Source organism: Sphingobacterium sp. BN32 (genome assembly GCF_030503615.1).
In the GTDB taxonomy this organism is placed as follows: Bacteria; Bacteroidota; Bacteroidia; order Sphingobacteriales; family Sphingobacteriaceae; genus Sphingobacterium.
Genome location: NZ_CP129963.1, coordinates 376,646 through 401,711, shown reverse-complemented (window position 1 = coordinate 401,711; position 25,066 = coordinate 376,646). Strand labels below are relative to the sequence as shown.

Annotated in this window: 22 protein-coding genes, 3 tRNA genes and 1 pseudogene; 16 read left to right on the top strand and 10 right to left on the bottom strand. The window is 40.6% G+C overall.

The window, feature by feature from the left end; translation table 11 throughout:
- Window positions 1-2 precede the first annotated feature (2 nt).
- The 5 genes from QYC40_RS01725 (at window position 3) to QYC40_RS01705 (ending at window position 5,364) form a co-directional block, all read left to right on the top strand.
- A complete protein-coding gene (locus QYC40_RS01725) occupies window positions 3-569 on the top strand; it encodes a DUF3109 family protein (RefSeq protein WP_301992049.1) in 567 nt (188 codons plus the stop codon).
- Between the two features lie 55 nt (window positions 570-624).
- The gene (locus tag QYC40_RS01720; RefSeq protein ID WP_301992048.1) at window positions 625-1,599 is read left to right on the top strand and encodes a polyprenyl synthetase family protein; all 975 of its coding nucleotides are present in this window, start codon (window positions 625-627) and stop codon (window positions 1,597-1,599) included.
- Window position 1,600: 1 nt separating this feature from the next.
- On the top strand, window positions 1,601-2,656 hold the full coding sequence (locus QYC40_RS01715) for a TerC family protein (protein WP_301992047.1): 1,056 nt from the start codon (window positions 1,601-1,603) through the stop codon (window positions 2,654-2,656).
- Window positions 2,657-2,818: 162 nt separating this feature from the next.
- Window positions 2,819-4,000 carry an aminopeptidase C gene (locus QYC40_RS01710; RefSeq protein ID WP_301992046.1) on the top strand — a complete coding sequence of 394 codons (1,182 nt, stop codon included), beginning with the start codon at window positions 2,819-2,821 and terminating at the stop codon, window positions 3,998-4,000.
- 107 nt (window positions 4,001-4,107) lie between these two features.
- Entirely contained in the window at window positions 4,108-5,364 is a 1,257-nt protein-coding gene (locus tag QYC40_RS01705; RefSeq protein ID WP_301992045.1) for a thioredoxin fold domain-containing protein, read from the top strand.
- A gap of 91 nt (window positions 5,365-5,455) precedes the next feature.
- Here the strand turns inward: QYC40_RS01705 and QYC40_RS01700 are convergent, their stop codons facing one another.
- Window positions 5,456-7,603 (bottom strand): prolyl oligopeptidase family protein, encoded by a 2,148-nt coding sequence (locus QYC40_RS01700; RefSeq protein ID WP_301992043.1) that lies wholly within the window; start codon window positions 7,601-7,603, stop codon window positions 5,456-5,458.
- Between the two features lie 100 nt (window positions 7,604-7,703).
- On the opposite strand from QYC40_RS01700, the gene QYC40_RS01695 reads away from it, so the two are divergent.
- From QYC40_RS01695 to QYC40_RS01670, 6 genes and pseudogenes are all read left to right on the top strand, one after another.
- Complete coding sequence (locus QYC40_RS01695; protein WP_301993725.1) at window positions 7,704-8,450, top strand: UDP-2,3-diacylglucosamine diphosphatase; 747 nt, start codon at window positions 7,704-7,706, stop codon at window positions 8,448-8,450.
- A gap of 18 nt (window positions 8,451-8,468) precedes the next feature.
- Window positions 8,469-8,804 (top strand): annotated as a pseudogene (locus tag QYC40_RS01690) (multidrug efflux SMR transporter); the annotation flags it as partial.
- A gap of 94 nt (window positions 8,805-8,898) precedes the next feature.
- Window positions 8,899-9,972, top strand: a complete 1,074-nt coding sequence (gene prfA, locus QYC40_RS01685; RefSeq protein WP_149527248.1) for a peptide chain release factor 1 — start codon at window positions 8,899-8,901, stop codon at window positions 9,970-9,972.
- Between the two features lie 73 nt (window positions 9,973-10,045).
- Window positions 10,046-10,119: transfer RNA gene (locus tag QYC40_RS01680), tRNA-Asp, on the top strand.
- A gap of 84 nt (window positions 10,120-10,203) precedes the next feature.
- A tRNA-Asp gene (locus tag QYC40_RS01675) sits at window positions 10,204-10,280 on the top strand.
- A 45-nt stretch (window positions 10,281-10,325) separates the two neighbouring features.
- Window positions 10,326-10,399 (top strand) — tRNA-Asp (locus QYC40_RS01670).
- A 67-nt stretch (window positions 10,400-10,466) separates the two neighbouring features.
- Here QYC40_RS01670 and QYC40_RS01665 read toward each other — a convergent pair.
- Entirely contained in the window at window positions 10,467-10,694 is a 228-nt protein-coding gene (locus QYC40_RS01665; RefSeq protein ID WP_301992042.1) for a (4Fe-4S)-binding protein, read from the bottom strand.
- A 149-nt stretch (window positions 10,695-10,843) separates the two neighbouring features.
- Here QYC40_RS01665 and QYC40_RS01660 point away from each other — a divergent pair, with 149 nt between their 5' ends.
- The 4 genes from QYC40_RS01660 (at window position 10,844) to QYC40_RS01645 (ending at window position 13,411) form a co-directional block, all read left to right on the top strand.
- Window positions 10,844-11,203, top strand: coding sequence for a DUF4870 domain-containing protein (locus QYC40_RS01660; protein ID WP_301992041.1), 360 nt, complete (start codon window positions 10,844-10,846; stop codon window positions 11,201-11,203).
- 186 nt (window positions 11,204-11,389) lie between these two features.
- Complete coding sequence (locus QYC40_RS01655) at window positions 11,390-11,968, top strand: RNA polymerase sigma factor (protein WP_301992040.1); 579 nt, start codon at window positions 11,390-11,392, stop codon at window positions 11,966-11,968.
- A 15-nt stretch (window positions 11,969-11,983) separates the two neighbouring features.
- Entirely contained in the window at window positions 11,984-13,051 is a 1,068-nt protein-coding gene (locus tag QYC40_RS01650) for a serine protease (RefSeq protein WP_301992039.1), read from the top strand.
- Window positions 13,052-13,204: 153 nt separating this feature from the next.
- Window positions 13,205-13,411 (top strand): hypothetical protein, encoded by a 207-nt coding sequence (locus QYC40_RS01645; protein WP_301992038.1) that lies wholly within the window; start codon window positions 13,205-13,207, stop codon window positions 13,409-13,411.
- Window positions 13,412-13,442: 31 nt separating this feature from the next.
- On the opposite strand, the gene QYC40_RS01640 is transcribed toward QYC40_RS01645, so the two are convergent.
- Entirely contained in the window at window positions 13,443-14,078 is a 636-nt protein-coding gene (locus QYC40_RS01640) for a peroxiredoxin (protein ID WP_301992037.1), read from the bottom strand.
- 246 nt (window positions 14,079-14,324) lie between these two features.
- Between QYC40_RS01640 and QYC40_RS01635 the strand changes: the two genes are divergently transcribed.
- Entirely contained in the window at window positions 14,325-15,464 is a 1,140-nt protein-coding gene (locus tag QYC40_RS01635; RefSeq protein WP_301992036.1) for an acyl-CoA dehydrogenase, read from the top strand.
- 71 nt (window positions 15,465-15,535) lie between these two features.
- Here the strand turns inward: QYC40_RS01635 and QYC40_RS01630 are convergent, their stop codons facing one another.
- The 7 genes from QYC40_RS01630 to QYC40_RS01600 all read right to left on the bottom strand — a co-directional run bounded on the left by QYC40_RS01630 (window position 15,536) and on the right by QYC40_RS01600 (window position 25,065).
- A complete protein-coding gene (locus QYC40_RS01630) occupies window positions 15,536-17,035 on the bottom strand; it encodes a RagB/SusD family nutrient uptake outer membrane protein (protein ID WP_301992035.1) in 1,500 nt (499 codons plus the stop codon).
- 18 nt (window positions 17,036-17,053) lie between these two features.
- The gene (locus QYC40_RS01625) at window positions 17,054-20,236 is read right to left on the bottom strand and encodes a SusC/RagA family TonB-linked outer membrane protein (protein WP_301992033.1); all 3,183 of its coding nucleotides are present in this window, start codon (window positions 20,234-20,236) and stop codon (window positions 17,054-17,056) included.
- Between the two features lie 452 nt (window positions 20,237-20,688).
- The gene (locus tag QYC40_RS01620) at window positions 20,689-21,078 is read right to left on the bottom strand and encodes a hypothetical protein (protein ID WP_054571793.1); all 390 of its coding nucleotides are present in this window, start codon (window positions 21,076-21,078) and stop codon (window positions 20,689-20,691) included.
- 1 nt (window position 21,079) lies between these two features.
- The gene (locus tag QYC40_RS01615; RefSeq protein ID WP_301992031.1) at window positions 21,080-22,342 is read right to left on the bottom strand and encodes a glutamate-5-semialdehyde dehydrogenase; all 1,263 of its coding nucleotides are present in this window, start codon (window positions 22,340-22,342) and stop codon (window positions 21,080-21,082) included.
- A complete protein-coding gene (gene proB, locus QYC40_RS01610; RefSeq protein WP_301992030.1) occupies window positions 22,339-23,367 on the bottom strand; it encodes a glutamate 5-kinase in 1,029 nt (342 codons plus the stop codon). Before proB ends, QYC40_RS01615 begins: the two co-directional genes overlap by 4 nt.
- Before the next feature lie 173 nt (window positions 23,368-23,540).
- Window positions 23,541-24,305, bottom strand: coding sequence for an exodeoxyribonuclease III (locus tag QYC40_RS01605; RefSeq protein WP_301992029.1), 765 nt, complete (start codon window positions 24,303-24,305; stop codon window positions 23,541-23,543).
- Window position 24,306: 1 nt separating this feature from the next.
- Window positions 24,307-25,065: a peptidylprolyl isomerase gene (locus QYC40_RS01600; protein WP_301992028.1), complete on the bottom strand. Its 759-nt coding sequence runs from the start codon at window positions 25,063-25,065 to the stop codon at window positions 24,307-24,309.
- Between the last annotated feature and the right edge of the window lies 1 nt (window position 25,066).

The window sequence follows — 25,066 nt, the reverse complement described above, 5'->3', positions numbered from 1 at the left end:
AAATGATAGAAGTAGGTAATGTGCTTGTTCACGAGGATATCGTGAACAATGATTTTGTTTGCAACCTAAGCAAATGTAAAGGGGTTTGTTGTATTGAAGGTGATGCGGGCGCACCATTAACGGAGGCGGAGACGCATATATTAGCAGAGATCTACCCTATTGTCAAGCCATACCTTACTGAAAAAGGAATTCAAGCGATCGAGGAACAAGGCACGCATGTTATTGATGCGGACGGCGATTTAACGACCACCTGCGTCGATGGCAATAAAGAGTGTGCTTATGTAACCTGGGAGAATGGTATTACGAAATGTGCCATTGAGAAAGCTTATGAAATGGGCGAGGTTAGTTGGAAGAAACCAATTTCTTGTCACCTCTACCCTATCCGCGCGACCCATTACCCTGAATTTGATGTATTGCATTATGACCGTTGGTACATCTGCAAAGATGCCTGTACTTTTGGTCAGGAACTTAAAATTCCAGTCTATAAATTCTTGAAAGACCCTTTGATTCGAGAATACGGCGAAGAATGGTATAAAGAGCTTGAAAATACGTTAGCTTCTCAACCATAATTTTATTATTTTTATGGTCAATTTCAGTGATTACTGATGGTATTAAACCATTTTCATGTTAACATTAGACGAAATACAACTTCCTATAAAAGAACACCTGAAACGCTTTGAAAAAACATTCAAAGCGTCGATGCAAAGTTCAGCACCCTTATTAGACCGTATTACGGGCTACCTGATTAAACAAAAGGGAAAACAGATGCGTCCGATGTTTGTTTTCTTTTCAGCAGGTGTTTGCGGAGGGATAACCGAATCTACCTATCATGGCGCTTCATTAGTGGAATTATTGCATACCGCGTCTTTAGTTCATGACGATGTGGTGGATAATTCGAATGAACGCCGGGGTTTCTTTTCAATCAATGCCTTATGGAAGAATAAAGTCGCTGTTTTAGTAGGAGACTTCTTATTATCGAAGGGTTTGCTCCTTTCGGTGAAACATAAAGAATTTGAACTGTTGCGTATCGTTTCGGAAGCCGTTGAGCATATGAGCGAGGGAGAATTGTTACAGATCGAGAAAGCGAGGCACCTGGACATTGAGGAATCGATTTACTATGAAATTATCCGCAAGAAGACCGCCTCATTGATTGCTTCATGCTGTGCCTGTGGTGCATCTTCCGCTGGAGCAGATGAAGAGACGGTTGAGAAATTGCGTTTGTTTGGCGAGAAGGTAGGTATTGCTTTCCAGATCAAGGATGATTTATTTGACTTTGGATTGGATGATGTGGGTAAACCGGTTGGGAATGACATCAAAGAGAAAAAAATGACACTTCCTTTAATTTACGCGCTAAATACTGTTGCGAAATCGGAAAGAAGAAAGATCATCAACCTGGTAAAGAACCATAATGAGGATTCAGAGAAAGTTGCGGAAGTCATTGAATTCGTAAAAACAAACGGAGGAATGGAATACGCGACGGAGCGTATGATGCAATATCAGCAAGAAGCCTTCGACATATTAGCAACAATCCCTAATGGGGGCGAATATAAAACAGGATTGGAACAATTAGTAAGATTTACGACAGAAAGAAAGAAATAAGATGAGCCACGAAGCATTATTTATGATCGGATTTATAGTTTTTATAATTCTGATGTTAGCAATAGATTTAGGACTGTTTTCCAAGAGCGACAAACCAGTATCCTTGAAAGTGGCAGCCATTATGAGTGCTATTTGGGTTGCCTTTGCTTTGCTTTTTGGCTTATTGCTTTATAAATGGGGTAATGAGCTACATAATGTTCATGATATGGTTAGGCTCAAGGAGATCGTCGCCAAGCACTTCCATAACATTAGGATCAACGAGAATGACTTAGCTGCCAGTCTGCAGCTCTACAATAAGAACTTAACCTTAGAGTATTTAACGGGTTATGTTGTTGAGTACGCGTTATCCGTTGATAATATCTTCGTGATGGTATTGTTATTCAGCTCTTTCGGTATTCCGGAGAAGTATTACCATAAGGTTTTAGTATGGGGTATCTTAGGCGCGATTATCATGCGTTGTATTTTTATCTTCGTGGGTGCAGCATTGATTACTAAGTTTGGTTGGATTTTATATGTATTCGGCGCATTCTTAGTGTACACTGGTTTCAACATGTACATCAATAGAAACAAAGAAGAAGAAGTCGATCCGGAAAACCACCCGGTAGTCAAATTTGCGTCGAAGCACTTCAAAGTTACGCACAAGCTAGATCAAGGCAACTTCTTCCATGTGGAGAATGGAGTAAAATACATGACACCATTGTTCTTGGTTTTATTGGTAATCGAATTTACCGACTTAATCTTTGCTGTGGATTCTATCCCTGCGATCTTCTCGGTAACTAAAGATCCATACATTGTGTTCTTCTCAAACATCTTCGCGATTCTTGGATTACGTTCAATGTTCTTCTTATTGATCAATATTATCCACAAGTTCCACTACTTGAAAGTCGGTTTAGCCTTCTTGCTAATCTTCATTGGATTGAAGATGTTGCTTCATGGCTGGTTGAAAGATTGGGGCTTTACAACGACGCACTCCTTGATCGTCATCGTCGGAATTTTAGCATTAAGCGTCATCGCCTCGCTGATGTTCCCTAAGAAAAAGGAGTTTGAAAACTCATAATATCAACGCCCTCTAGATAGAGGGCGTTTTTCTTTGTACGTCGAATGGCATTTGCTTTCTAATAAAAGTACCCCAGCATTGTGCTAATAATTTTACACATTTGATTAAGCACAATCTTTACTATTTTATATATTCGTGAACTTTAATAAAAATTACATACAAATGAATTGGAGCAAATCTATATTATTTGCGGCAGCCTTATTTGCCGTAACACAAACGCAAGCTCAAGATAACCTCATCAATGCGCTAAAAGGGAATGCTAGCGACAATAGCAAAGAGGGTTTCAAGTTTACTGAAGTCATCAACCTTGGCAATACATCGATTAAAGATCAAGGCTCATCGGGTACTTGTTGGTCATACTCAGGGAACTCTTTTTTGGAGTCGGAGATGATTCGTATGGGCAAACAACCTGTTGAGATTTCTCAAATCTATACTGCCCGCAACACCTATATTGAAAAAGCGAAGAACTTCGTGCGCCTACATGGCGAACAGGCACAAGGTGATGGTGGTCAATTACATGATGTTCTAACAATCTTCAGAAAATATGGTGCTGTTCCCCGTGAAGTCTATACGGGATTGCCTGATGGACAGACTCGTAATAACTTCGGTGAGATGAGTCCATTATTGCAAGGTATCACAGAGAATGTAGCAAAGAGCAAAAAACCAAGTAAGGATTGGTTAAAAGCATTCACTGCGGCTATGGATTCTTACTTAGGTGAAGTTCCTGAATCATTCCAATATAATGGTAAAACCTACACTCCAAGAACTTTCGCTGATCAGGTTATCGGCATCAACCCGGATGACTATGTAGGTATCTCTTCCTTTGAAGAGCATGCTTATTACAAGCCATTTGTACTATTGATTCCTGACAACTGGTCTTTTGAGAGCTTCTATAATGTAAAGATCAATGACCTAACGGATATCATTGACAATGCATTGGAAAATGGATACACTGTTGCTTGGGCGACCGACGTATCTGAGAAGAGCTTTAGCTGGAAAAATGGTGTTGCGTTTGTTCCTGAGAAACCAATCGAGCAAATGAGCAAAGAGGAGGTTGACAACATGTTCAACGGTCCGAAACCAGAAGCGTCAATTACAGCGGCTCAACGCCAGGAAGCATTTGACAATTATACGACCACAGATGACCATGGCATGCACATCGTGGGTCTAGTTAAAGATCAAACAGGTAAGGAATATTATATCGTTAAGAACTCATGGGGTGTATCAAACGATTATAAAGGTTATATGTATGCAACAAAAGAATTTGTTCGTTATAAAACAATCTCTTTATTGCTTCACAAGAAAGCTTTAACTAAGAATATGCAAAAACAACTTGGTATTTAACCAAATTTAACAATAAGTACATAAAAGTCCTTGATTTCTCAAGGGCTTTTTTTATTTCTAATTGTTATCTTTACCCAAACTATAAATTTTTAGTATAAACGTTGATTATGAAAAAGCTACTATTATTGTTATTTACGATTCCCTTTCTGGCGATAGGACAAGACAAAGGGATTCACTTTGAGCACAATACGACTTGGGCCAAAGTTAAGGAAAAGGCTAAGGCTGAGAATAAGTATATTTTCGTCGATGCCTTCACAACTTGGTGTGGACCATGTAAGTGGATGGCGAGTGAGGTTTTCCCGCAAGAAAAAGTGGGGACATTCTTTAACGAGAAGTTTGTCAACCTAAAAATCCAGATGGATCAAACCAAAGAGGACAATGCAGATGTTAAATCCTGGTACGAGGAGGCGAAGCGTTTCTCTAAAGATTATTCAATTAACGCTTATCCGACGTTTTTAATTTTCGATCCTAATGGTGAATTAGTTCACCGCATTGTAGGGGGTGCAGAAGCTGACGACTTTATCGCTAAGGCGGGTGAAGGCTTAAATCCGGAAACGCAATTTGTGACTGTTGTAAAAAAATTCGAAGCGAATCCTAATGATGTCGCGCTTGCAAAAGCAACTGCAGCGGCAGCAGAGAAAGCTTATGACAAGAATCTTCAAAAGAGAGCGCAGGACGCTGTGATTGCTAACTCGAGCACAGAAGAGTTGTTGTCGAAGGAAAATGCGGCATTTCTATTAAAAAGTGCTTCAAACACACAATCAAAAGCATTCAGCATTATCCGTGAACATAAAGAGAAGGTTGATGCCGCTTTAGGTGCTGGAAAGGCAAATACCATTTTAGCGAATGCCATCATCAATACAGAGATTGCGCCTGTTGTTTGGAATGCGGAAGAAGACAACTTAGCAAGTGTTTTAGCAGAGGTTGAAAAAAAATACAGCGATATCAATATTAAAGAAAATATCGCAGGTTTTAAGACTCAGTATTATTTGAAGAAGAAAAACTACCCTGCTTTCAAAGAGGCGGTAGAAAGTTATATTGCGTCTGAAAACGGGAAAGTAGACCCTTCTGTTCTGAATAGTTTTGCTTGGTCGATTTTTGAGAACTGCGATGATCCTGCTTGCGTAGAAGCTGCATTAAGCTGGAGCAAGAAATCTATTGAGAACAATGAGGATCCGGCATTATTAGACACTTATGCGAATCTATTGCATAAGGCTGGTAAAACAAAAGAAGCGATTGAGTGGCAAGAAAAGGCTATCGCAAAAGCTGACGCTGATTCAAAGGTAGACTACCAGGCAACTTTGGAGAAAATGAAAAAGGGAGAGCCTACTTGGGTTAAAGAAGAGGAACTTCTGATTAACTAAAAAAGTAAAAAATAAATTATCCAATTAAATGAGAAGAGGTGAACATAGCGTTCACCTCTTCTCATTTAATTGGCTCTTTAAACAGATTTGTTTATTTAATATCCCTGTATTTGAGATTCATGTTTTGGAACATGAAAGCCCACTTATCAGTTTGCTCAGCAATAACCATTTCGGTTGATTTACCTGCTCCGTGACCTGCTTTTGTGTCGATACGAATCAAGGTTGGATTCTTACCGGTATTGTATTCTTGCAGTCGTGCGGCAAATTTGAAGGAGTGTGCCGGTACGACACGGTCATCATGATCTGCAGTTGTTACCATGGTCGCCGGATATGCCGTATTCGGTTTCAGCGCGTGATAAGGCGAGTATTTTTGAAGGTAATTAAACATTTCAGCGCTATCATCGGCTGTACCGTAGTCAAATGCCCAACCGGCTCCAGCGGTAAATTTATGATAGCGTAGCATATCCAGTACGCCTACTGCCGGGAAAGCTACTTTATAGAGTTCCGGGCGCTGTGTCATACATGCACCGACTAATAAACCGCCGTTGGATGCTCCGGAAATAGCAAGATGATCTGAAGAAGTATATTTTTCAGCAATCAAATATTCGGCAGCGGCTATAAAGTCATCGAATACGTTTTGTTTATTCAGCTTCGTCCCTGCCACATGCCAGGTTTCACCATATTCACCACCACCACGTAAGTTTGCCACTGCATAAACACCGCCTTGTTCTAATAAGATGAGCGTGCTAGTGCTGAAGGATGGGGTCAGGCTGATATTGAATCCACCATAGGCGTAAAGCATGGTTGGATTTGTTCCGTCCAGCTTAATTCCTTTTTTATAGGTGATGATCATCGGAACTTTAGTGCCATCTTTCGATGTGTAAAACACTTGCTTCGATTCATAATTGGCTAAGTCGAATTTGATGGCCGGCGTTTTGTACACTTCTGATTTGCCAGAAGCAATATCGTACTTATAGATTGTTCCCGGGTTTACATAATTCGTGAAAGAATAATATAATTCCTTGTCAGTTTTTTTCCCGCCGAAACCTGAAGCCGTTCCAATTCCTGGAAGTTCAATTTCTCGCTCTAATTTACCGGATTTGTCAAATTGTTTAACCTGTGAAATCGCATCCTTAAGATAAGTAGCGAAGATTTTATCGCCAGCAAGCGAAGCGCTGAGTACATTTTCAGTTTCGGGTATCAGATCTTTCCAGGACGCAGGGCTAGGGTTTGTTATTTCAGTTTGTACGACGCGACCATTCGGCGCATTGAGTTCGGTATAAATCAGGAGTTTGGAACCCTCGTTATCTAAGATTGCGTGGTTTTTCTCCATATTATCTACAACCGTGATAAAAGCAGACGTAGGATTTGTTAAATCTTTTACATAAAGCTCATTGCCTGAAGTGGTATTCGCCGCTGTAACGACTAAAAAGCGTTCATCCTCTGTTAAATATCCACCCACATAACGTCTGGGTTTAGTGGGGCCGCCAAATATAAGCTCATCGGTATTCTGAGGCGTATTCAACTTGTGGAAATATAACTTATGCTGATCGGTCATTGCGGATAACGCAGAGCCTTCTTTAGGTTTATCATAAGAACTATAATAAATTCCTTCATTTCCTTTCCATGCAAGGCCACTAAATTTCACATCGACCAAGGTATCACCGACTACGGATTTATCTTCAGCCTTCATGATGATAACCTTGCGCCAGTCAGAGCCCCCTTCGGAAATCTGATATGCGACAAGCGAACCATCTTTACTGAAGTCTACACCGGCTAAGGAAGTTGTGCCATCATCAGAAAATTTATTTGGATCTAAGAATACTTCCTCGGTTCCTTTCTCTCCTTTCTTTCTATAAAGCACATGTTGGTTTTGCAACCCATTGTTTTTATAGTAGTAAATGTATTCGCCTTCTTTAAATGGAGCTCCCTCCTTTTCATAGTTCCAAAGGTTTTCGAGGCGCTTCCGAATCTGTTCGCGATAGGGAATCTGCGAGAGATAGTCGTCGGTAACTTCATTTTGGGCTTTGATCCAGTTCTTGGTATCTGCAGAGAGATCGTCTTCCAACCAACGATAAGGGTCGTCGACCAGTGTTCCGAAATAATTGTCTTGTTGGGTTCCTTTTTGGCTTGTTGGATAGGGTTTCACGCTAATATCAGTTTTTGAATCAATGGTTTTTTCCTGTTGGCAGGCGGTAATGCTGAGAACAAGGGCACCATAACCTAAGATTTTCTTCATAATTATTTGCATTAGTTCAAAAACAAAACTAATGAAATAATCGACGGTTCAAAAAAGCATTATTTGATAATAAATATTAATTATGGTAGTTTTGGCGTTCATGAGCGCTCGCGATAAAATATATTTTGCTTCGGATTTTCATTTGGGTTCCTATCCCAAAGAAGCGAATATTACGCGAGAAAAAACAATCATCCGTTGGTTAGATGCTATCAAGCAGGATGCGAAAGAACTTTACCTGGTAGGCGATATTTTCGATTTTTGGTTTGAATACAGTACGGTGGTCCCTCGAGGCTACATTCGTTTTTTAGGCAAACTGGCAGAACTAGCCGACTTGGGCGTTAAGATTACGCTTTTCAAGGGCAACCACGACATGTGGATGTTTGATTATTTTAAGAATGAACTCGGGGCGAAAATTATTTCGGATGAATTGGAAGTTACCTTAGATGGTAAGAAATTCTATATACATCATGGGGATGGCTTAGGTCCAGGCGACAAAAAATATAAATTCCTGAAGAAGTTTTTCCGTAGTCCCTTTTGTCAGTGGCTTTTCGCTCGTCTACATCCGAATCTTGGGATTGGTATTGCCCAGCGTTGGTCGAAACATAGCCGTATCTCGAATAACGAGGATGAGCAATTTTTAGGAGAGGATCGTGAATGGCTTATTATTTATGCTAAGGAGCTGCTGAAAAGCAAATCGTACGACTATCTCATCTTTGGCCATCGACATCTTCCGTATGACATCAGCTTATCAGACAAGAGTAGGATCATCAATTTGGGTGAGTGGATCAATTTCCACAGCTATGCAGTTTGGGATGGAAAAGAATTACAGCTGAAAACCTGGGAATAACATACAACACATAATAGTTTAAGAATGAATTGGATATTACTTATCATCGGTGGCCTGTTTGAGGTCATGTTTACCTTTTGTATCGGTAAAGCAAATGACGCCGTTGGATCGGAAAAATGGTTATGGTATTTAGGTTTTCTAGTTTCTGTTTCTATCAGTATGGGGCTATTGATCAAAGCGACCAGCACACTGCCTCTGGGTACTGCCTATGCGGTTTGGACCGGAATTGGCGCTGTAGGGACGGTTTTGATGGGTATTTTCATCTTCAAGGAGCCTGCTGAGTTTTGGCGCATATTCTTTATCGTGACCTTGATTGCATCGATTGTCGGACTTAAAGCAGTTTCTTCACACTAGAAAAGAAGAAAAAAAAGATAAAATTTAGTTATTTTTGTCGATTAGTTCGCCTAATCAATGGATTAGGGCACTATGGGAAACGAATTACACAGATATGTTAGAGAAATTACAAGCGATAAAAGAAAGATGGGAAGAGGTTGAAGCTGAATTAAGCAATCCGGATACCATTAGCGATATGAAACGTTTTGCGAAACTAAACAAGGAATATAAGGACTTGTCTAAGATCGTAGAGCAATACCATATCTATAAAAATATAGTTAGCAACATCGACACGAACAAGGATATTTTAGCGAACGAGAAAGATCAGGAGCTGCGTGAGATGGCAAAAGAGGAATTGGATATTCTTTGGACGGATAAGGAAGAGAAGGAGGAGGAAATCCGCTTGATGTTGATTCCGAAAGATCCTGAGGATGCTAAGAATGCGATTATCGAGATCCGTGGTGGTACGGGTGGTGATGAGGCTGCTTTATTTGCGGGCGATCTTTACCGTATGTACACTCGTTATTTTGAGACGAAAGGCTGGAGAAACGAGGTGATGGATGTTACTGAAGGTACTTCTGGTGGTTACAAAGAGGTGATTCTGAAAGTAATCGGCGATGATGTATATGGTCAGCTTAAATATGAGTCTGGCGTTCACCGCGTTCAACGTGTTCCGGATACTGAGACGCAAGGTCGCGTGCATACATCAGCAGCATCAGTAGCGGTTTTACCGGAGGCTGAAGAGGTGGATGTGGAAATCAACCCTGGCGATATTGAGATGCAGACTTCACGTTCAGGGGGTGCTGGTGGTCAGAACGTCAATAAAGTAGAGACGAAAGTACAATTGACCCACAAACCAAGTGGTATTGTTGTTGTTTGCCAGGTTGAGCGTTCGCAATTAGCCAACCGGGAATTGGCGATGGAGATGTTACGTAATAAGCTTTACGAGCTTGAGGTTCAGAAAAAGCATGGGGATGTTGCGGCGAAACGTAAGACAATGGTTTCTACCGGTGACAGATCTGCAAAAATCAGAACTTATAACTATCCACAAGGCCGTGTTACAGAACATCGTATTGGTTTGACGATGTATAATCTTCCGAGCATTATGGATGGTGATATTCAGGATATTATCGATGCGCTACAGTTTGCTGAGAATGCAGAAAAGATGAAAGAAGGCGCTGTAGAGTAAGATTTTTCAAAATTTTATTAGCGAATATAGAAATAAACACTATATTTGCACACCTTCTCAAAAGAAGGGCAATGGTCTGGTAGTTCAGCTGGTTAGAATACATGCCTGTCACGCATGGGGTCGCGGGTTCGAGTCCCGTCCAGACCGCTAAAAATAAAGAGAGTGCGATACTCTTTTTTAATGAAGGGCAACCTTCGACAACGTTCTTTAACAACAATTAAAAAGATTTAAGGTCTGGTAGTTCAGCTGGTTAGAATACATGCCTGTCACGCATGGGGTCGCGGGTTCGAGTCCCGTCCAGACCGCCAAAATACCCAATCACGATTGGGTCATTAAAATCTTTTTAAACGTTAGGTCTGGTAGTTCAGCTGGTTAGAATACATGCCTGTCACGCATGGGGTCGCGGGTTCGAGTCCCGTCCAGACCGCTAAAGTAAAAAGGTGTTAAACGTAATGTTTAACACCTTTTTTATTTTGTAGACTTTTCTTTAAATGCTAACTGCGGTTATCAATATACGACAGAGCCCCCGAAGGACATTGATTAATCTGTTCGATCAAGTCTTCGGTTTGAGCATTTTCGGGCTTCAACCAGGGACGATCTTTGGGGTTATAAACTTGAGGCAACATCTTCACACAGATTGCCGCATGTTCGCATCGCTCCGGCTTCCATAATACCGTGATCTCTCCATTCGGATGCGGGTATTGTATTGTTTTTTCTTCCATAGTTTGTTCATCTTGCTTTATCAACAAGTAACTTGTAGAGTTTGTTTCCGTTCTTTATATGCGTAAAGATCGCTAAAATATAAGGTTTTTATGTCCATCATTATCAAATATTTATCTTACATTTAATAGAAACTATAACACTATAACTTATGGAGACACCCCTAAATCCCATGGACAATCAGCCCCAAAACAGCATTGATGATGGCAAGAACATCGCTATCATTGCTTATCTAACATTAATTGGGTTAATTATTGCATTCGTCTTGAATAATGAGAAGAAAAATGAGTTTGCGAGATTTCACATCCGCCAATCGTTAGGAATCATTATTACGTTATTCGCTGTAAGCATACTTTCCTACATCCCCTATATTGGCTGGATTATTTCCATTGTTGGGGTCCTTGTCGGCGTCATCATGTGGATAATTGGGATCATGAATGCAGCAAATGGCAAGCAGAAAGTTGTTCCGATCCTAGGCGAACAATATAATAGTCTGTTCGCTGGAATTTAACAGTTTCATAAAATATTAAGCATGAGGGACTTTTGAAAACGAAAGTCCTTTTTTTTCGCGCATACATTTGGATGCGTGAAATTTTATTGATTTTTCAAAAATTTCTATTACGTTTGAGAGATTGAATAGAGAAAAAAATTATTTCATCTACCTTGGGTTACTATTTGAGAATTAGCGTATTAATAAGTGAGTAAAATAAGAAAGATATTACCAAAATCGCGGGAAGATGCAGAGATAGTCGAGGGGATGCGAAATGGCGATAATGATGCGATATCGTATATCTACAAGTCATTTTACCCATCAATTTCCCATTTGATTGTGAACAACAATGGGACGGAAGAAGAGGCACAGGACATCTTTCAGGAAGGGGTGATGGTATTATACGACAAAGTTACTCATGATGATTTTGCCTTAAGCAGCAAACTAAGTACGTTCTTATATGCGATTTGTAGACGACTCTGGCTAAAGAGTTTGAGCAAAAAAGGGAATTCGTTTAGTATTACGGATCATGAGAATTTTGAGATTCCCGATGTTGAGGATGATTTACAACAGCATATGGAGTTGGAAACCAAATTTGACAAGATGGAATACGCGCTGGAATCACTCGGCGAGCCCTGTAGCACGATTCTAAGAGAGTTTTACATCAAGAACAAGTCAATGCAGTATATCTGCGATAAACTCGGTTATACGAACGCTGACAACGCAAAAAATCAAAAGTATAAATGCTTACAACGATTGAAGAAACTGTTCTTTGATCAAAAGTAGAAGGATGATATTTTAATGAGACAACAAGAATTTATAGAACAAGCTGATCGTTATTTAAACGGTGAAATGAATGCGCAAGAACGCATGGCATTTGACGCGCTTCTAAATGAGGATCCTGCGTTGAATGAGGTCTTCCAGTCTCATCAGGACTTCGTCGACATCATGAAACGCCAAGCTGCGCGTGCCGAGTTCAAAAATAAATTAGCAACACAAGTGGTTGCTCAGCCTAAAGAGGCTGTGATTTACCGCATGTGGAAGAAATTGAAGATTAATGCTGTCGCTGCTGCAGTTGTAGCTGTGATTTCCTCCTTAGCGACGCTTTACTTGACGGGCTATTTCTCGACGATCAGGAAGACGACTTCAGAATACAGCGCACTACGTAGAGAGGTGAACAATGTGAAACGCAATGTCAATGCGCATCACAATGCGATCCGTAATATCAACAAGGAAACTGTCAATCAAGCGGCTCTTCAATACGGAGCGACGGGCTTTATGCTGACCAAGGATGGATATGTTGTAACCAATTATCACGTTGTCAATGGTGCGGATTCGATACATCTTCAAAATAATAAGGGAGAGTCGTTTAGAGCTTCCATCATTCATACAGATCCAGAGAAGGATATCGCAATCCTACATATTTCAGATACGAGTTTTACGAAGCCTTCCTATATCCCGTATACCTTTAAGCGTCAGAATTTAGATCTAGGTGAGGGAATTTATACGATTGGTTATCCAAGAGATGAAGCTGTGTATGGCGAGGGATATTTAAGTTCGGAAACTGGCTATAGCGGAGATACGACCGCCTACCAAATCTCTGTACCTGTTAACCCGGGAAACAGTGGTGGACCGGTTCTAGACAAATTCGGTAATATCATCGGTATTATTTCAGGTAAGCAAAAGGGTATCGATGGCGCAGCATTTGCCATCAAAACTAAGGCATTAGTAGAAACATTGAATAGAATTCCAGAAGAATCATTGCGCGGGAACATCGTGCTTAGCAATAAAAATAGCCTATCAAATTTACCGAGAACCGAGCAGATTAAGAAGCTGCAAGATTTTATCTATATGGTGAAGGTATATTAGTCATAAATCGGACTTGTATGAAATGAGGTGTTACAAAAGTAGCACCTTTTTCTTTGCACTAATGTTAACTGGAGACCCATCGAGCACTTTTCGGAATAAGTAATAGCGAACTAATCACTTTGATGCGTATATTTAAGGAACAAACAAACGCATATGCGGACCTTCTGGACCTACTTCATTATCTTTTCTATCATTGTGGCAGCAATACAAGCTTTCGGCTATTTCAGTGCCGACGTGCATGATGAATTTGATTTCCTAACATTCTTCAAGCAAATCATTATCGTATTCTTGATTGCGACCATTACGTCGTTTCTGGACCGCAGAAAGAAGAAAAAGGTATATAATGAAAAAGCCAGCTAAGAGCTGGCTTTCTATTTTATTGTTACACGATTTACTTGTTTGGTTGAGGTGTCGTTCTTAAATACGGACGTATCTCGGTATAGCCTTTTGGAAACTTAGCAGGGATTTCTTCCGTTTTAATTGCTGGAACAACAATAACATCCTCCCCATCATTCCAATCAGCTGGCGTGGCCACCTGATATTGATCAGTTAATTGCAGGGAGTCGATTACTCTTAGGATCTCCTGGAAATTACGTCCTGTAGATGCAGGATATGTTAAAGTTAGTTTCACTTTCTTGTCCGGGCCGATGACAAATACAGAACGAACGGTAGCCGTAGCTGATGCGTTTGGATGAATCATATCATACAATTCTGCGATATGCTTATCCTCATCTGCGATAATAGGGAAATTAACCTCTGTCTGTTGCGTATCGTTGATATCCTTAATCCAGCCATGGTGGTCTTCTACTGAATCTACACTCAATGCTAAAACCTTCACATTTCTTTTATCGAATTCGGATTTTAATTTAGCTGTCCGCCCTAATTCTGTTGTGCAAACAGGGGTGTAATCTGACGGGTGAGAGTATAAAACTGCCCATGAACCATCGATATATTCGTAGAAATCAATATCTCCTACTGTTGTTTTCGCTTGAAAATTTGGTGCCAAATCACCTAGTCTTAAACTCATATTGCTGTTGTTTATAATGAACGATTTAAAATACTCTACCAATATAGTAGATTTTATTAGAATATACAATTAGTAATATAAAAAACTGATACTCCCCTGATATTCAAACTAAAATAAAAACCACTGAACATGAGGTATGGTTTTGACAAATGTAAATTAGCCTGAGTATCTCCGGATATTTTGTTTTATTTATTATGCTTGCATAGTATTTTTAATTATATTTGATATATACCATATAAACATATCATGCAATTCGAATTATCAGAAGAACATAAAATGATTCAGGAAGCAGCACGAGAGTTTGCTCAAGAATTAAAACCAGGAGTGATAGAACGAGATGAACATGCGAAGTTTCCAACGGATTTTGTTAAGAAAATGGGGGAACTTGGTTTCATGGGCATTATGGTGCCGGAGCAATATGGAGGTGCTGGAATGGATACACTGGCGTATGTTTTGGCGCTTGAAGAAATCGCAAAGATTGACGCATCGGCAGCAGTCATCATGTCTGCACACAATTCCCTTGTATTGTACGGCCTCAACGAATATGGCACTGAAGAGCAAAAGCAGAAATATTTGATTCCATTAGCTAAGGGCGAAAAACTTGGTGCTTTCGCATTGTCTGAGCCGGAGGCGGGCTCTGATGCTTCATCTCAACATACAACGGCGGAAGATATGGGCGACCACTATTTATTAAATGGCACAAAGAATTGGATTACAAACGGCGGAAATGCTGATATCTACCTCGTCATAGCACAAACCCATCCGGAATTAGGGCATCGCGGAATCAACGTATTGATTGTTGAAAAAGGTACGCCAGGATTTACAATAGGACCTAAAGAGAACAAATTGGGTATCCGGAGTTCAGACACTCATTCTCTGATGTTCTCCGACGTCAAAATTCCGAAAGAAAATAGAATTGGCGAAGATGGTTTCGGATTTAAATTTGCGATGAAAACCTTAGACGGAGGCCGTATCGGTATAGCAGCCCAAGCACTTGGTATTGCTTCCGGCGCATATGACCTTGCTCTAGTTTATTCCAAAGAACGAAAGACCTTCGGCAAACCGATCAACAATCATCAAGCTATCCAGTTTAAACTAGCGGATATGGAAGTCGATATTGAGGGCGCACGATTGCTAACCTACAAGGCGGCATGGACGAAAGATCAAGGGCTACCCTATGGAAAGATTGCAGCAATGGCTAAGTTGAAGACTTCAGAGGTTGCTATGCAGCACACCGTAGAAGCCGTACAGATTCACGGTGGATACGGCTATGTTAAAGAATACCACGTCGAACGTCTTATGCGGGATGCGAAGATTACCCAAATTTATGAAGGGACTTCTGAAATCCAGCGACTGGTGATTGCTCGTGAGATCTTGCGTGATTAATTACGAACTTAAAATAAAATAAAAGCGGCCTCCAAAATGGAGACCGCTTTTTATTTACTTTAAACTATTTCTTAGTCATTTTGAATGACTTCCTTGTTTGCATTTATCTCTGCAAGTGGGATTAAGAACTGCCATCTATTATCTCCGGCAGGAATTTCCATTGCACTTAGACCAACAGATGATTGAACATAGTTTGGAACTACGGTCCTATCTAAGCCTTTGTTCAATCTTTTTAGATCGTAAAATCTAAATCCTTCGCCCCAAAGCTCTGTTCTTCTGTGCACCCAAATCTCCTCCAGCAATGCATTTCCTGTATTCGTAGATTTTACAGCTTCAGCATCTCTCACTTTTGCATATTCGAATAGAATATCTTGTGCTAAGGCGGTCTGATTGCTGCTTGCATAAGCTTCAGCTAGGATCAAATACATTTCCGAAGAACGCATCAATGGAACATCTCCCAATGCACCACCAGCAGCTTTTACAGAGAATTTTCTAGACATATAAGGCTCACGCACAAATGAAGCAAGCGGTAATGGGAAGTTCGCTGCAGTAGGCGCAGGCTCCCACATTTTCTTACGTACATCCGTAGCAGAAATCTTATTATATAGAGCTGAATTGATACGTTTTGGATTCGCACGCATGAACGATGTATTTGCATTGTATGCTATCTGCGCGAAGTAAGATCCGAAAGCGTCCATTTGATCGGTCGAAGGCATTGATGCCCACATGAATTCCGATAAAGTCGCGTCATTAAATCCTTTAGCATAATCGTCTTTGTTCATCAAAGGGAAAGCTTTCGCATCCACTACTTTCTTTGCATAGGTGATTGCATTTGCGTAATCCTGCATTGTTAGAGCAACTCTTGCGCGAATACCCCAAGCAACCTGTACGTTAATTTGCGATTTATTCGAACGTGATGCGATATTTAGAGCAAACACATCATCTAAATCCTTAATGATTGCGTCATAAACTTCTTTCACTGTTGCGCGAGGAAGAGCGTTATCTGAGAATTTTAAAACAAGAGGAACGCCTAATTGACTATTATCTGTGTTTTTGTCATAGCGCTTTCCATAAAGTTGTACTAAATTAGAATACGCATAAGCTCGTAAAGTCAAGGCTTGTGCCTTTAATTTATTTTTATCCTCATCAGAACCTGTTAAGCCGTCAACTTGATCTAAGATACCATTGGCATCACCAATAATCTTATAGAACGTGCGGTAATAGTATTCTGTCAATTTGTGGTTATCCGTTCTTCCACCAACCCAGTTTCCTTCTCCAGTAGAAGTATACCAGTTCGCAGCACTGATTCCCAAATCTTCACCCATAAAATCCAATCCAAGCATGATACCACCAACGCCCGGTTTATTCTGCACATTCCAGTCTACAACATTCGTACGTTCAAACATAAACCTGTAGATACCGTTCAATGCTGTATTCGCATTCGCAATGGAGCTGAACACCACCTCTTGAGAAACCTTATCCGTTGGAGTTGTCTCTAGATAATCTTTACTACATCCGCTCAATAATAAAAGCAATGCAGTACCATATATTGTTAAATTTCTTTTTTTCATTTTACTAATCGTTTAAGATTAAAAGCCAACATTAACACCTAAGCTAAATACACGCGTCGGCAAGTAAGTAGTACCGTTCGTTCCATCGAAACCTTCAGTCGGGTTAAGACCTAAGCGCTTAGCATATATTCCTAAGTTCTCTGCTGAGAAGAATACTCTTGCTGAAGACAAGTCAATTTTTTCTACTAAACTCGTTGGAAGGCGGTACTGAAGGTTCACGTTCTGAATACTAAAGTAAGAAGCACTTGTCAACCATCTCGTAGATGCTGCGTTGATGTTCGCACTGTTTGACTGATCTAATCTAGGGATACTGCTAGTTTTGTTAGTTGTACTCCAAGCGTCTAATGCATCTATGTGATACGATTTTCCGAAAGCCGCTGTTCCCATCAAACCAGCATATTGACTATCATAAATCTTACCGCCAATTTGGTAATTGAACAAGAACGATAAAGTGAAGTTTTTATAGTCAAAAGTGTTTTGGATAGATCCGATCATATCAGGAATCGCTGAACCTGCATATACGAATTTTGCAACACTCTGATCTACGACAAACTGTTCGCCATTCACGGTACGGATTTGATCAGGTTTCGCATTCTCTGCCGGTGTGTATAAAGAAGAACCATCTGATGCATCAACACCACGGTATTCTCTCAACCAAAACGCATAGTAGTCTTTACCCACTTCACGTCTTTTTGTTCCTGATGTGATAACTGGGTTATCAACAGGCATCTTCGTGATCTTGTTCTTGAAGGTAGAGATGTTCTTTGTAATCGTCCATCTGAAATCATCGTTACGTACGACATCACCTGAGATGGATACCTCCAAACCTGTGTTATACATTGCACCTACGTTGATAAACTGCGAAGGAACAGCCGATGATAGTGGACGAGGAAGGTCTAACAATAAACGATCAGAACCACGTTTGTAGAATTCAACCTCACCACGTAATCTGTTAGAGAATAAGCTAAAGTTAACTCCGGCATTGAATGTATTTGATGATTCCCAAGTTAAATTAGGGTTAGGCAATGTGCTCAATAATACACCTGGTGCAGAACCATTGTTATATCCTAAATTGTATAATGCTTGGTATCCGTAATAGATTCTATTTCCATTAACATCTAAAAGACTATTATTACCTACTTGACCGTATGATGCTTTCAGACGAAGGTCATTAACCCATTCTACATCTTGCATAAACGCTTCTTTGTTTAATGCCCATGCACCACCAATCGAGAAGAATGTTCCCCAACGTTTATCTTTAGCGAAAATTGAAGATCCATCACGTCTTACTGAGGCATCAAAATAATACTTCTCATCGTAGTTGTAAGATGCTTTTGCGAAATAAGACTCTAAACGATTTACGTTCGTATATCCACCAGAAGATAGTGGCGTTACGTAGTTATCCAATTCAGAATTACCGGAAACAATCTGACCTGTTTTGGTAGACGATCTGTAGCTAAACTTATAATCGTAATTCTCGTGACCTAGTAATGCTGAAACATTATGTAGGTTGAACGATTTTCTATATTGTAATACTTGGTTGAAAGTGTAAGATTTCACTACGTCATTCGTAGCATTTCCTAAACCAGCGTATGAAACACCGTCACCAACCGTATTATTCCAAGTGTAGTCAAAGTTTCTATTTGACTGGTCAATACTCACCGAAGGCGTAAATGTAAAGTCTTTTAAGAATTTGATTTCCAAATAAGCTCTACCACCAAGAAGCGTTCTTTTATTTACACGATTGTTTAAGATTGTCTCATAAATTACGTGTCTACCTGGGCTTGCTCCACTAGGTCTTGCCACAACACCCGGTTGCAACCCGTAATCATAAAGGTGTTCTCCAGTAATTGGATCAAGAACAGGAGCACCAGTAGATGCATCGTAAGCATGTACAGGGTAAATAGAACCAATTCCACGAATAAATAGGAACGGGTTTACATAAGATGAACTATTTCCAGTAGAAGCATCCGTTGCCAAAGATCCTTGAGATGTAGCTCCTGAGATGTTCACCCCAGCTTTCAACCAATCTTTGATTTGAGAGTTCACATTGATACGTCCATTGAAACGCTCGAAATCAGAGTTTAAGATATAACCTTCATCATTCAAGTATCCTAATGATACGTAGTAATCTGTTTTCTCATCACTTCCGCTCATGTTTACATTCGCATCTGTGCGCTTTCCAACGCGTTGCATTGCATCATACCAGTTGAAATCATCGTATTTTAAACCTGCATTCGGATTCATTTTTCCGTCAGCTCCTAAAATCTGATCATTAGCAACATTGAAAGGATTGTACTTTAAGCTATTGAAGATTGATTTCAATGCAGATTGCGTTGCAGCTTCTTCAGTTAATGCTTTTTTTGGATCCGTAGGGAACATCAAAGAGTTCTTGATTGCTTGAAAAGCTGTTGGATAGTAATCAAAAGTACCCACCGTTTCGTATTCTTGAATACCGCGTTGTGTGATACCTTGTGAAATACTAGCATTTAATTTAGTCGCTCCGCGTCCTTTTTTCGTTGTAATGATGATTACACCATTACCCGCACGCGAACCGTATAATGCTGCGGATGTCGCATCCTTCAATACCGAAATACTTTCGATATCATCTGCATTAAGATCCCCGATATTGCCATCGAATACAGCACCGTCTACCACATATAATGGCGCGCTAGATGCACTCATCGATCCAATACCTCTTAAGCGAACGCTTGCTCCAGATCCTGGCTGTCCATTTCCTGAACTAACCGAAATACCAGGCGCCATACCTGCTAACGCATTCGTTACGTTGGTAACCACACGTTTATCCAGGTCCTCAGCGCTCATTGTCGCCATGGAACCAGTTACCTCCGATTTCTTAGCTGTTCCGTATGCAACGACAACAACTTCATCTAAAGTTTCGCCATCAGCAGATAACTGCACATTAATGGTTGAGTTTCCGCCAATGGATCTCACTTGGCTTGTGTAACCAATGAAAGTGAATGACAAAGATCCGTTTGAAGGTAAGTTTGAAAGGGAGTAATTCCCGTTTTGATCGGTCTGAGTGGAAATCGAACCATCAACTAAACGAACCGATACGCCACTAATGGGGCTACCATCCGTTACTGATGTTACTTTTCCGCTCACTTGATGATTCTGCGCATATGCTACCCCAATCGTTAGTAGACATAGCAGAAAAAAGCTAAGTAATTTGTGTTTCATAAGTGTTGTTTGTTGTTTGTAATAATTGCCTCAATTCAAGGATATTCGAGAACTCGTCAATCCCTTTTTTAGGAATAATCAGCCGCCAAACATAATTAAATTTTAGAAAAAATTTAAATCATTAACACAACTTCTCTTAGATTTTAAATATTTAACCCGATTTAGAACAGAAAGAATAATTAATTAACTCTATAAATTATAAATTTCTTAATAAACATGCATTCAGTCCATATAGGACAATTCAATTGTAACATGCAACCGTTTGCATAAAGAGAACTAAAGAAACAGCGAATCAAGGGAAAATATCAGATACGTTTTTCCCCACACGCATGCAAGTCGCTTAAAATTAGCGGATCATAAAGAAAACACAATTATTTACTCATCGAATAGCTATAAACAGCTTCGCAAGTTCTACGGCTATTTGCCAAGAAGGGGAAATACGGATTGTTTATTTAGTCAACCAATCCCTTTTCAATCTTATCTAAATAAGCATAATCCTCGAAAGAAAATGAGCTGCTCGCCGACATGTGATGATTAAAAAGGAATTTAGCTTTTTGAAGCATGACTTTATCTTTCAATAGCAGGCCATCATACATCATTAGTTGGGCTAATGGTCTGATTTGCTCCATTTGTATGGTGGAAACAAAGTCTTTAAGTTCATTTTCCGAGAGCTCGGAAAAATATTGTCGGGATTTTCCGAAAAAAGAATGATAGCCATCTTGGTCCAAATCTGCTTCATCAACTTTCTCAAAAGCATCATATTTATCAACTAGGAGGCGTAAAAATTTCCCCATTTCGTTAATCCAGTTCAGAATCGTATCTTTTTCGTATCGAATACCCATATTATCTTATTTGTCCTTGTCCAGTTACGAACCATTTCTCCGTAACTAATTTTTCCAATGCGAATGGACCTCGAGCATGCAGCTTTTGCGTGGAGATTCCGATCTCTGCACCGAGTCCAAATTCAGCACCATCGGTAAAACGCGTCGAAGCATTCGCATAAACTGCTGCCGCATCCACCAACTCCATAAATGTCGTAATATTTTGTTGATTTTCCGACACAATACATTCTGAATGTTTGGACGAATAATTCGCAATATGCTCCAGCGCTTCTTCAAGACCCGCCACAACTTTCAAAGAGCACATCAAATCTAAGAACTCCCTGCCAAAGTCAGATTCTTCCGCCAGCTCCAAATAAGAAAAATTCAGTGATTTCAATAGGTCATAGCTCTCCGAGTCGGCAAAAACAGTAACCTTACTTTCCACAAAATAAGGTACCAACTTCCCTAAAAACTCCGAAACAACCGCCCTATGCAGCAAAACAGTATCTAGTGAATTACAAACCGAGGGTCTAGAAATCTTTGCGTTTGCAACAATCTTTGCCGCCATATCCAGATCAGCAGTATTGTCTACAAATGTATGGCAAACACCAGCCCCCGTTTCGATAACTGGAACCTTCGCATTTTGTCTTACAAAATCAATTAAAGATTGTGATCCTCTCGGGATAATAATATCAACGAACGCGGTAGCTTCCAAGAGTTCGGTCACCAATTCACGTTCCGTAGGCAACAGCTGCACGATATGCTTATCCAATTGCTGTTGAAACAATACTTCTTGGATCAAACGAACAAGGTATGAGTTGGTATACCAGGCGTCAGATCCACCCCGTAACAAACAAACATTTCCCGACTGAATACATAGACATGCCACATCAATAGTCACGTTCGGTCTTGACTCATAAATCACCCCGACAACACCTAACGGAACCGACTTCTTTTCGATATACAAACCATTCGAAACTTTCCGCGCACTAAGTACTTGACCCGTAGGATCCGCCAATTCAGCAACATCAAGAACGCTCTTCGCCAAGCCCTCGATCCTAGCTTCATCCAGCAATAAACGATCATACTTTGAATCCAAAGGATCCATGCGATCCAAGTCGCGCTTGTTCTCAACAATGATCTCTTGCATATGGCTTCTCAGCGTAGCAGCAATTCCATGGAGAACTGCCTTCTTCTGTGCTATTCCAAGTTTCAACATCACTTGTTTCGCTTTTCTCGCAGCCTGTAGCTGCGGCTGAATCGTCCCTTTCATATCTTCGATCATAACAGTACTATATCATTCGCATGCGCGATTTCCAAGTTCTTTTTGCTCCCCGATGTTAAACTAACCGAGTCAATCTTCGACTTTGCAACCGCCTGGACAACCCCTTCTTCATCAGCGATTTGAAAAACTTCCCCAGCTTCGAAATCTTGCACAACTTGCTTAATTCCTACCGCCAGCAAACTCTTTCTGTTCAACAAGGCTTCAATTGCCCCCTTATCTACCTGCACCATCCCTGCAATTAAGCTTCCGCTTGCCAGCCACTTATTTCTCGAAGAAACGCGGGTCTTCTGAGGATGGCATACGGTGCCCGTCTCCCCTTTCACAGCTTTTAAAATGGCATTTTCAGTCTGCATGCTAAAGATCACAGCCTTGATCCCCAACTGATTAGCAAGTCGTGCGAAATTCAACTTGGAGGTCATACCGCCCAAGCCTACCGACGACTTCTCCTTGCGCGCCAGCGATAAAGCCTCTTTATCAATGATCTTTATTTCAGGAATCACATGGCCCTGACTATCCAATACCCCTGGTACCGAAGTACCAAATAGCACCTGTTCCGCGCCAAATCCAACAGCAATCAATGTTGCCAATTCATCATTATCGGAAAACTTGAGCTCCTTATTGCTAACCACGTCGTTCTCATTTGCAATCGGGATGATATTATTCTTCCACAACGTCTCATAGGTGCTCTTCAATTGAAGAAACTGACTTCGGTTAGCAAAGTGTTGCCGCTCGCATAAACTTTGCGCCAGCGCAATCTTAAACGGCCTAAAGTAGGTACCATAGGTTCTAACCAATAAAGGATTCCCGATTGCTGCAGCAGCCTTACGCTGCGCTAGCGTACCTGTATATTTGGGAATAAAGCGCTTGCCAGCTGCGACAGCTCCCGAAGACACCAAAACAATGTTGTACTTGGGTTGCAACTGGGCACATTGTCTCGCAATTTCCAACACGATCTGCTCATCAATTTCCCCATCACGGGTAATCGATGCAGAACCAAACTTTACCACAAGTACCGGCTTTTTCATTTTAAACAATAATAATAAATAGTGATAATAGGTTAGATTTTATCAACAAAATCCAAATCTACTTATAATATTTTAAACAAAACAGGGTAAAAAGCACATATCAGGTGAAACTGAACAAAAAAAGCGAGCTACCGGATTGGGCAGCTCGCTTGCTAAAAATTTAATAGGAACGATTAATCCAGAATTAACTCAACTGGACAATGGTCCGAATGCACAGCATCTGACCATATCTTCGCACCTTTAATATTATCTTTCAAAGCATTGGACACCATATTGTAGTCAATGCGCCAACCCAAGTTTCTTGCGCGTGCGCCGGCTCTATAACTCCACCAGGTATAATGGTGTGGGTCCGCATTCAAATGTCTAAACGAATCTACATAGCCTGAGTTGATAAACTGCTCCATCCATTCACGCTCAGCAGGTAAGAAGCCAGAACTGTTTGCATTGGACTTCGGATTATGAATATCGATCGGACGATGACAGATGTTATAATCACCACAGATAACCAGCTTATCTTTCTCCTTTAATAACTCGTTGCTATAGTTCTGGAAATCGTCAAGAAACTTGTATTTAAAATCCTGACGAATATCCCCCGTCGTTCCTGAAGGGAAATACACGCTCATGATTGAGGCTTCATCAAAATCTAATCGAATCGCTCTACCTTCAAAATCGTAATCTTCAAAACCGCAACCGTATTCTACATGTTTAGGTGTCTTCTTGGTAAAAATCGCAGTCCCGCTATAGCCTTTCTTCTGCGCCGGATACCAATAGTGCTCATAGCCTAAATCTTCAATAAGAAGAATTTCAGGAACCTGGTCTAGATTAGCTTTGATTTCCTGTAAACAGATAACATCAGGATTTGCAATCTTCAACCAATCAATCCATCCCTTTTTTAAAGCTGCACGGATTCCATTAACGTTATAGGTGATGATCTTCATCTTATGGTAATTTATATTCTCTCGATTTCATCGAATCAAACAATTTTGAAAGCCCCTTTTTTGGGCCCAACCCCTGCAGCTCGCGCTCCAGATCTCTAGCTTCCGCTCTCGTTAAAACACGCATGCTAAAGCGCTCGTCATTATATGGGCGGTCATTATCATCAGTTTTCACCGCAGCAATAGCGTCGACCATCTCCAGACCTTTCACCAACTCGCCAAATACCGTATAGTTGCCATCCAGGTGAGGCGTACCTCCAATGGTTGAGTAAGTCTCTCGTTGAAGCGGACTCAGCTTCACACCTTTCAAACGAAATTGCTCCAAAGAATCCAACGCTGCCTGACTGAACACTCGACCTTGAACTAGGTAAAACTGCGAGCCTGACGACTCCTTCGCTGGGTTATTATCGCGTGCCGCACCGATCGCCCCTTTTTTATGAATGATAGCCGGGTGGATTTCCGCAGGAATACGATAGCTTGGCCCACCGTTGCCCAACTCCTGTCTGCTTGCCGCATAACGGGAATCAGGATCGCCACCTTGAATCATAAAATGATGAATAACACGATGGAACATTAACGAGTCGTAATAACCCTCTTTAACCAACTTCACAAAGTTGTCCCTATGCTTTCTCGTCTCATTATAAAGCTTCAAAGTGCTCTCCCCCTTTGGAGTAGATATTTTTACATAATAATGCTTAGGAGTTTGCGCATGCAACATCACGAATGCCAGCATAAAAGCAAACATTAAACTAAGTCTTTTCATA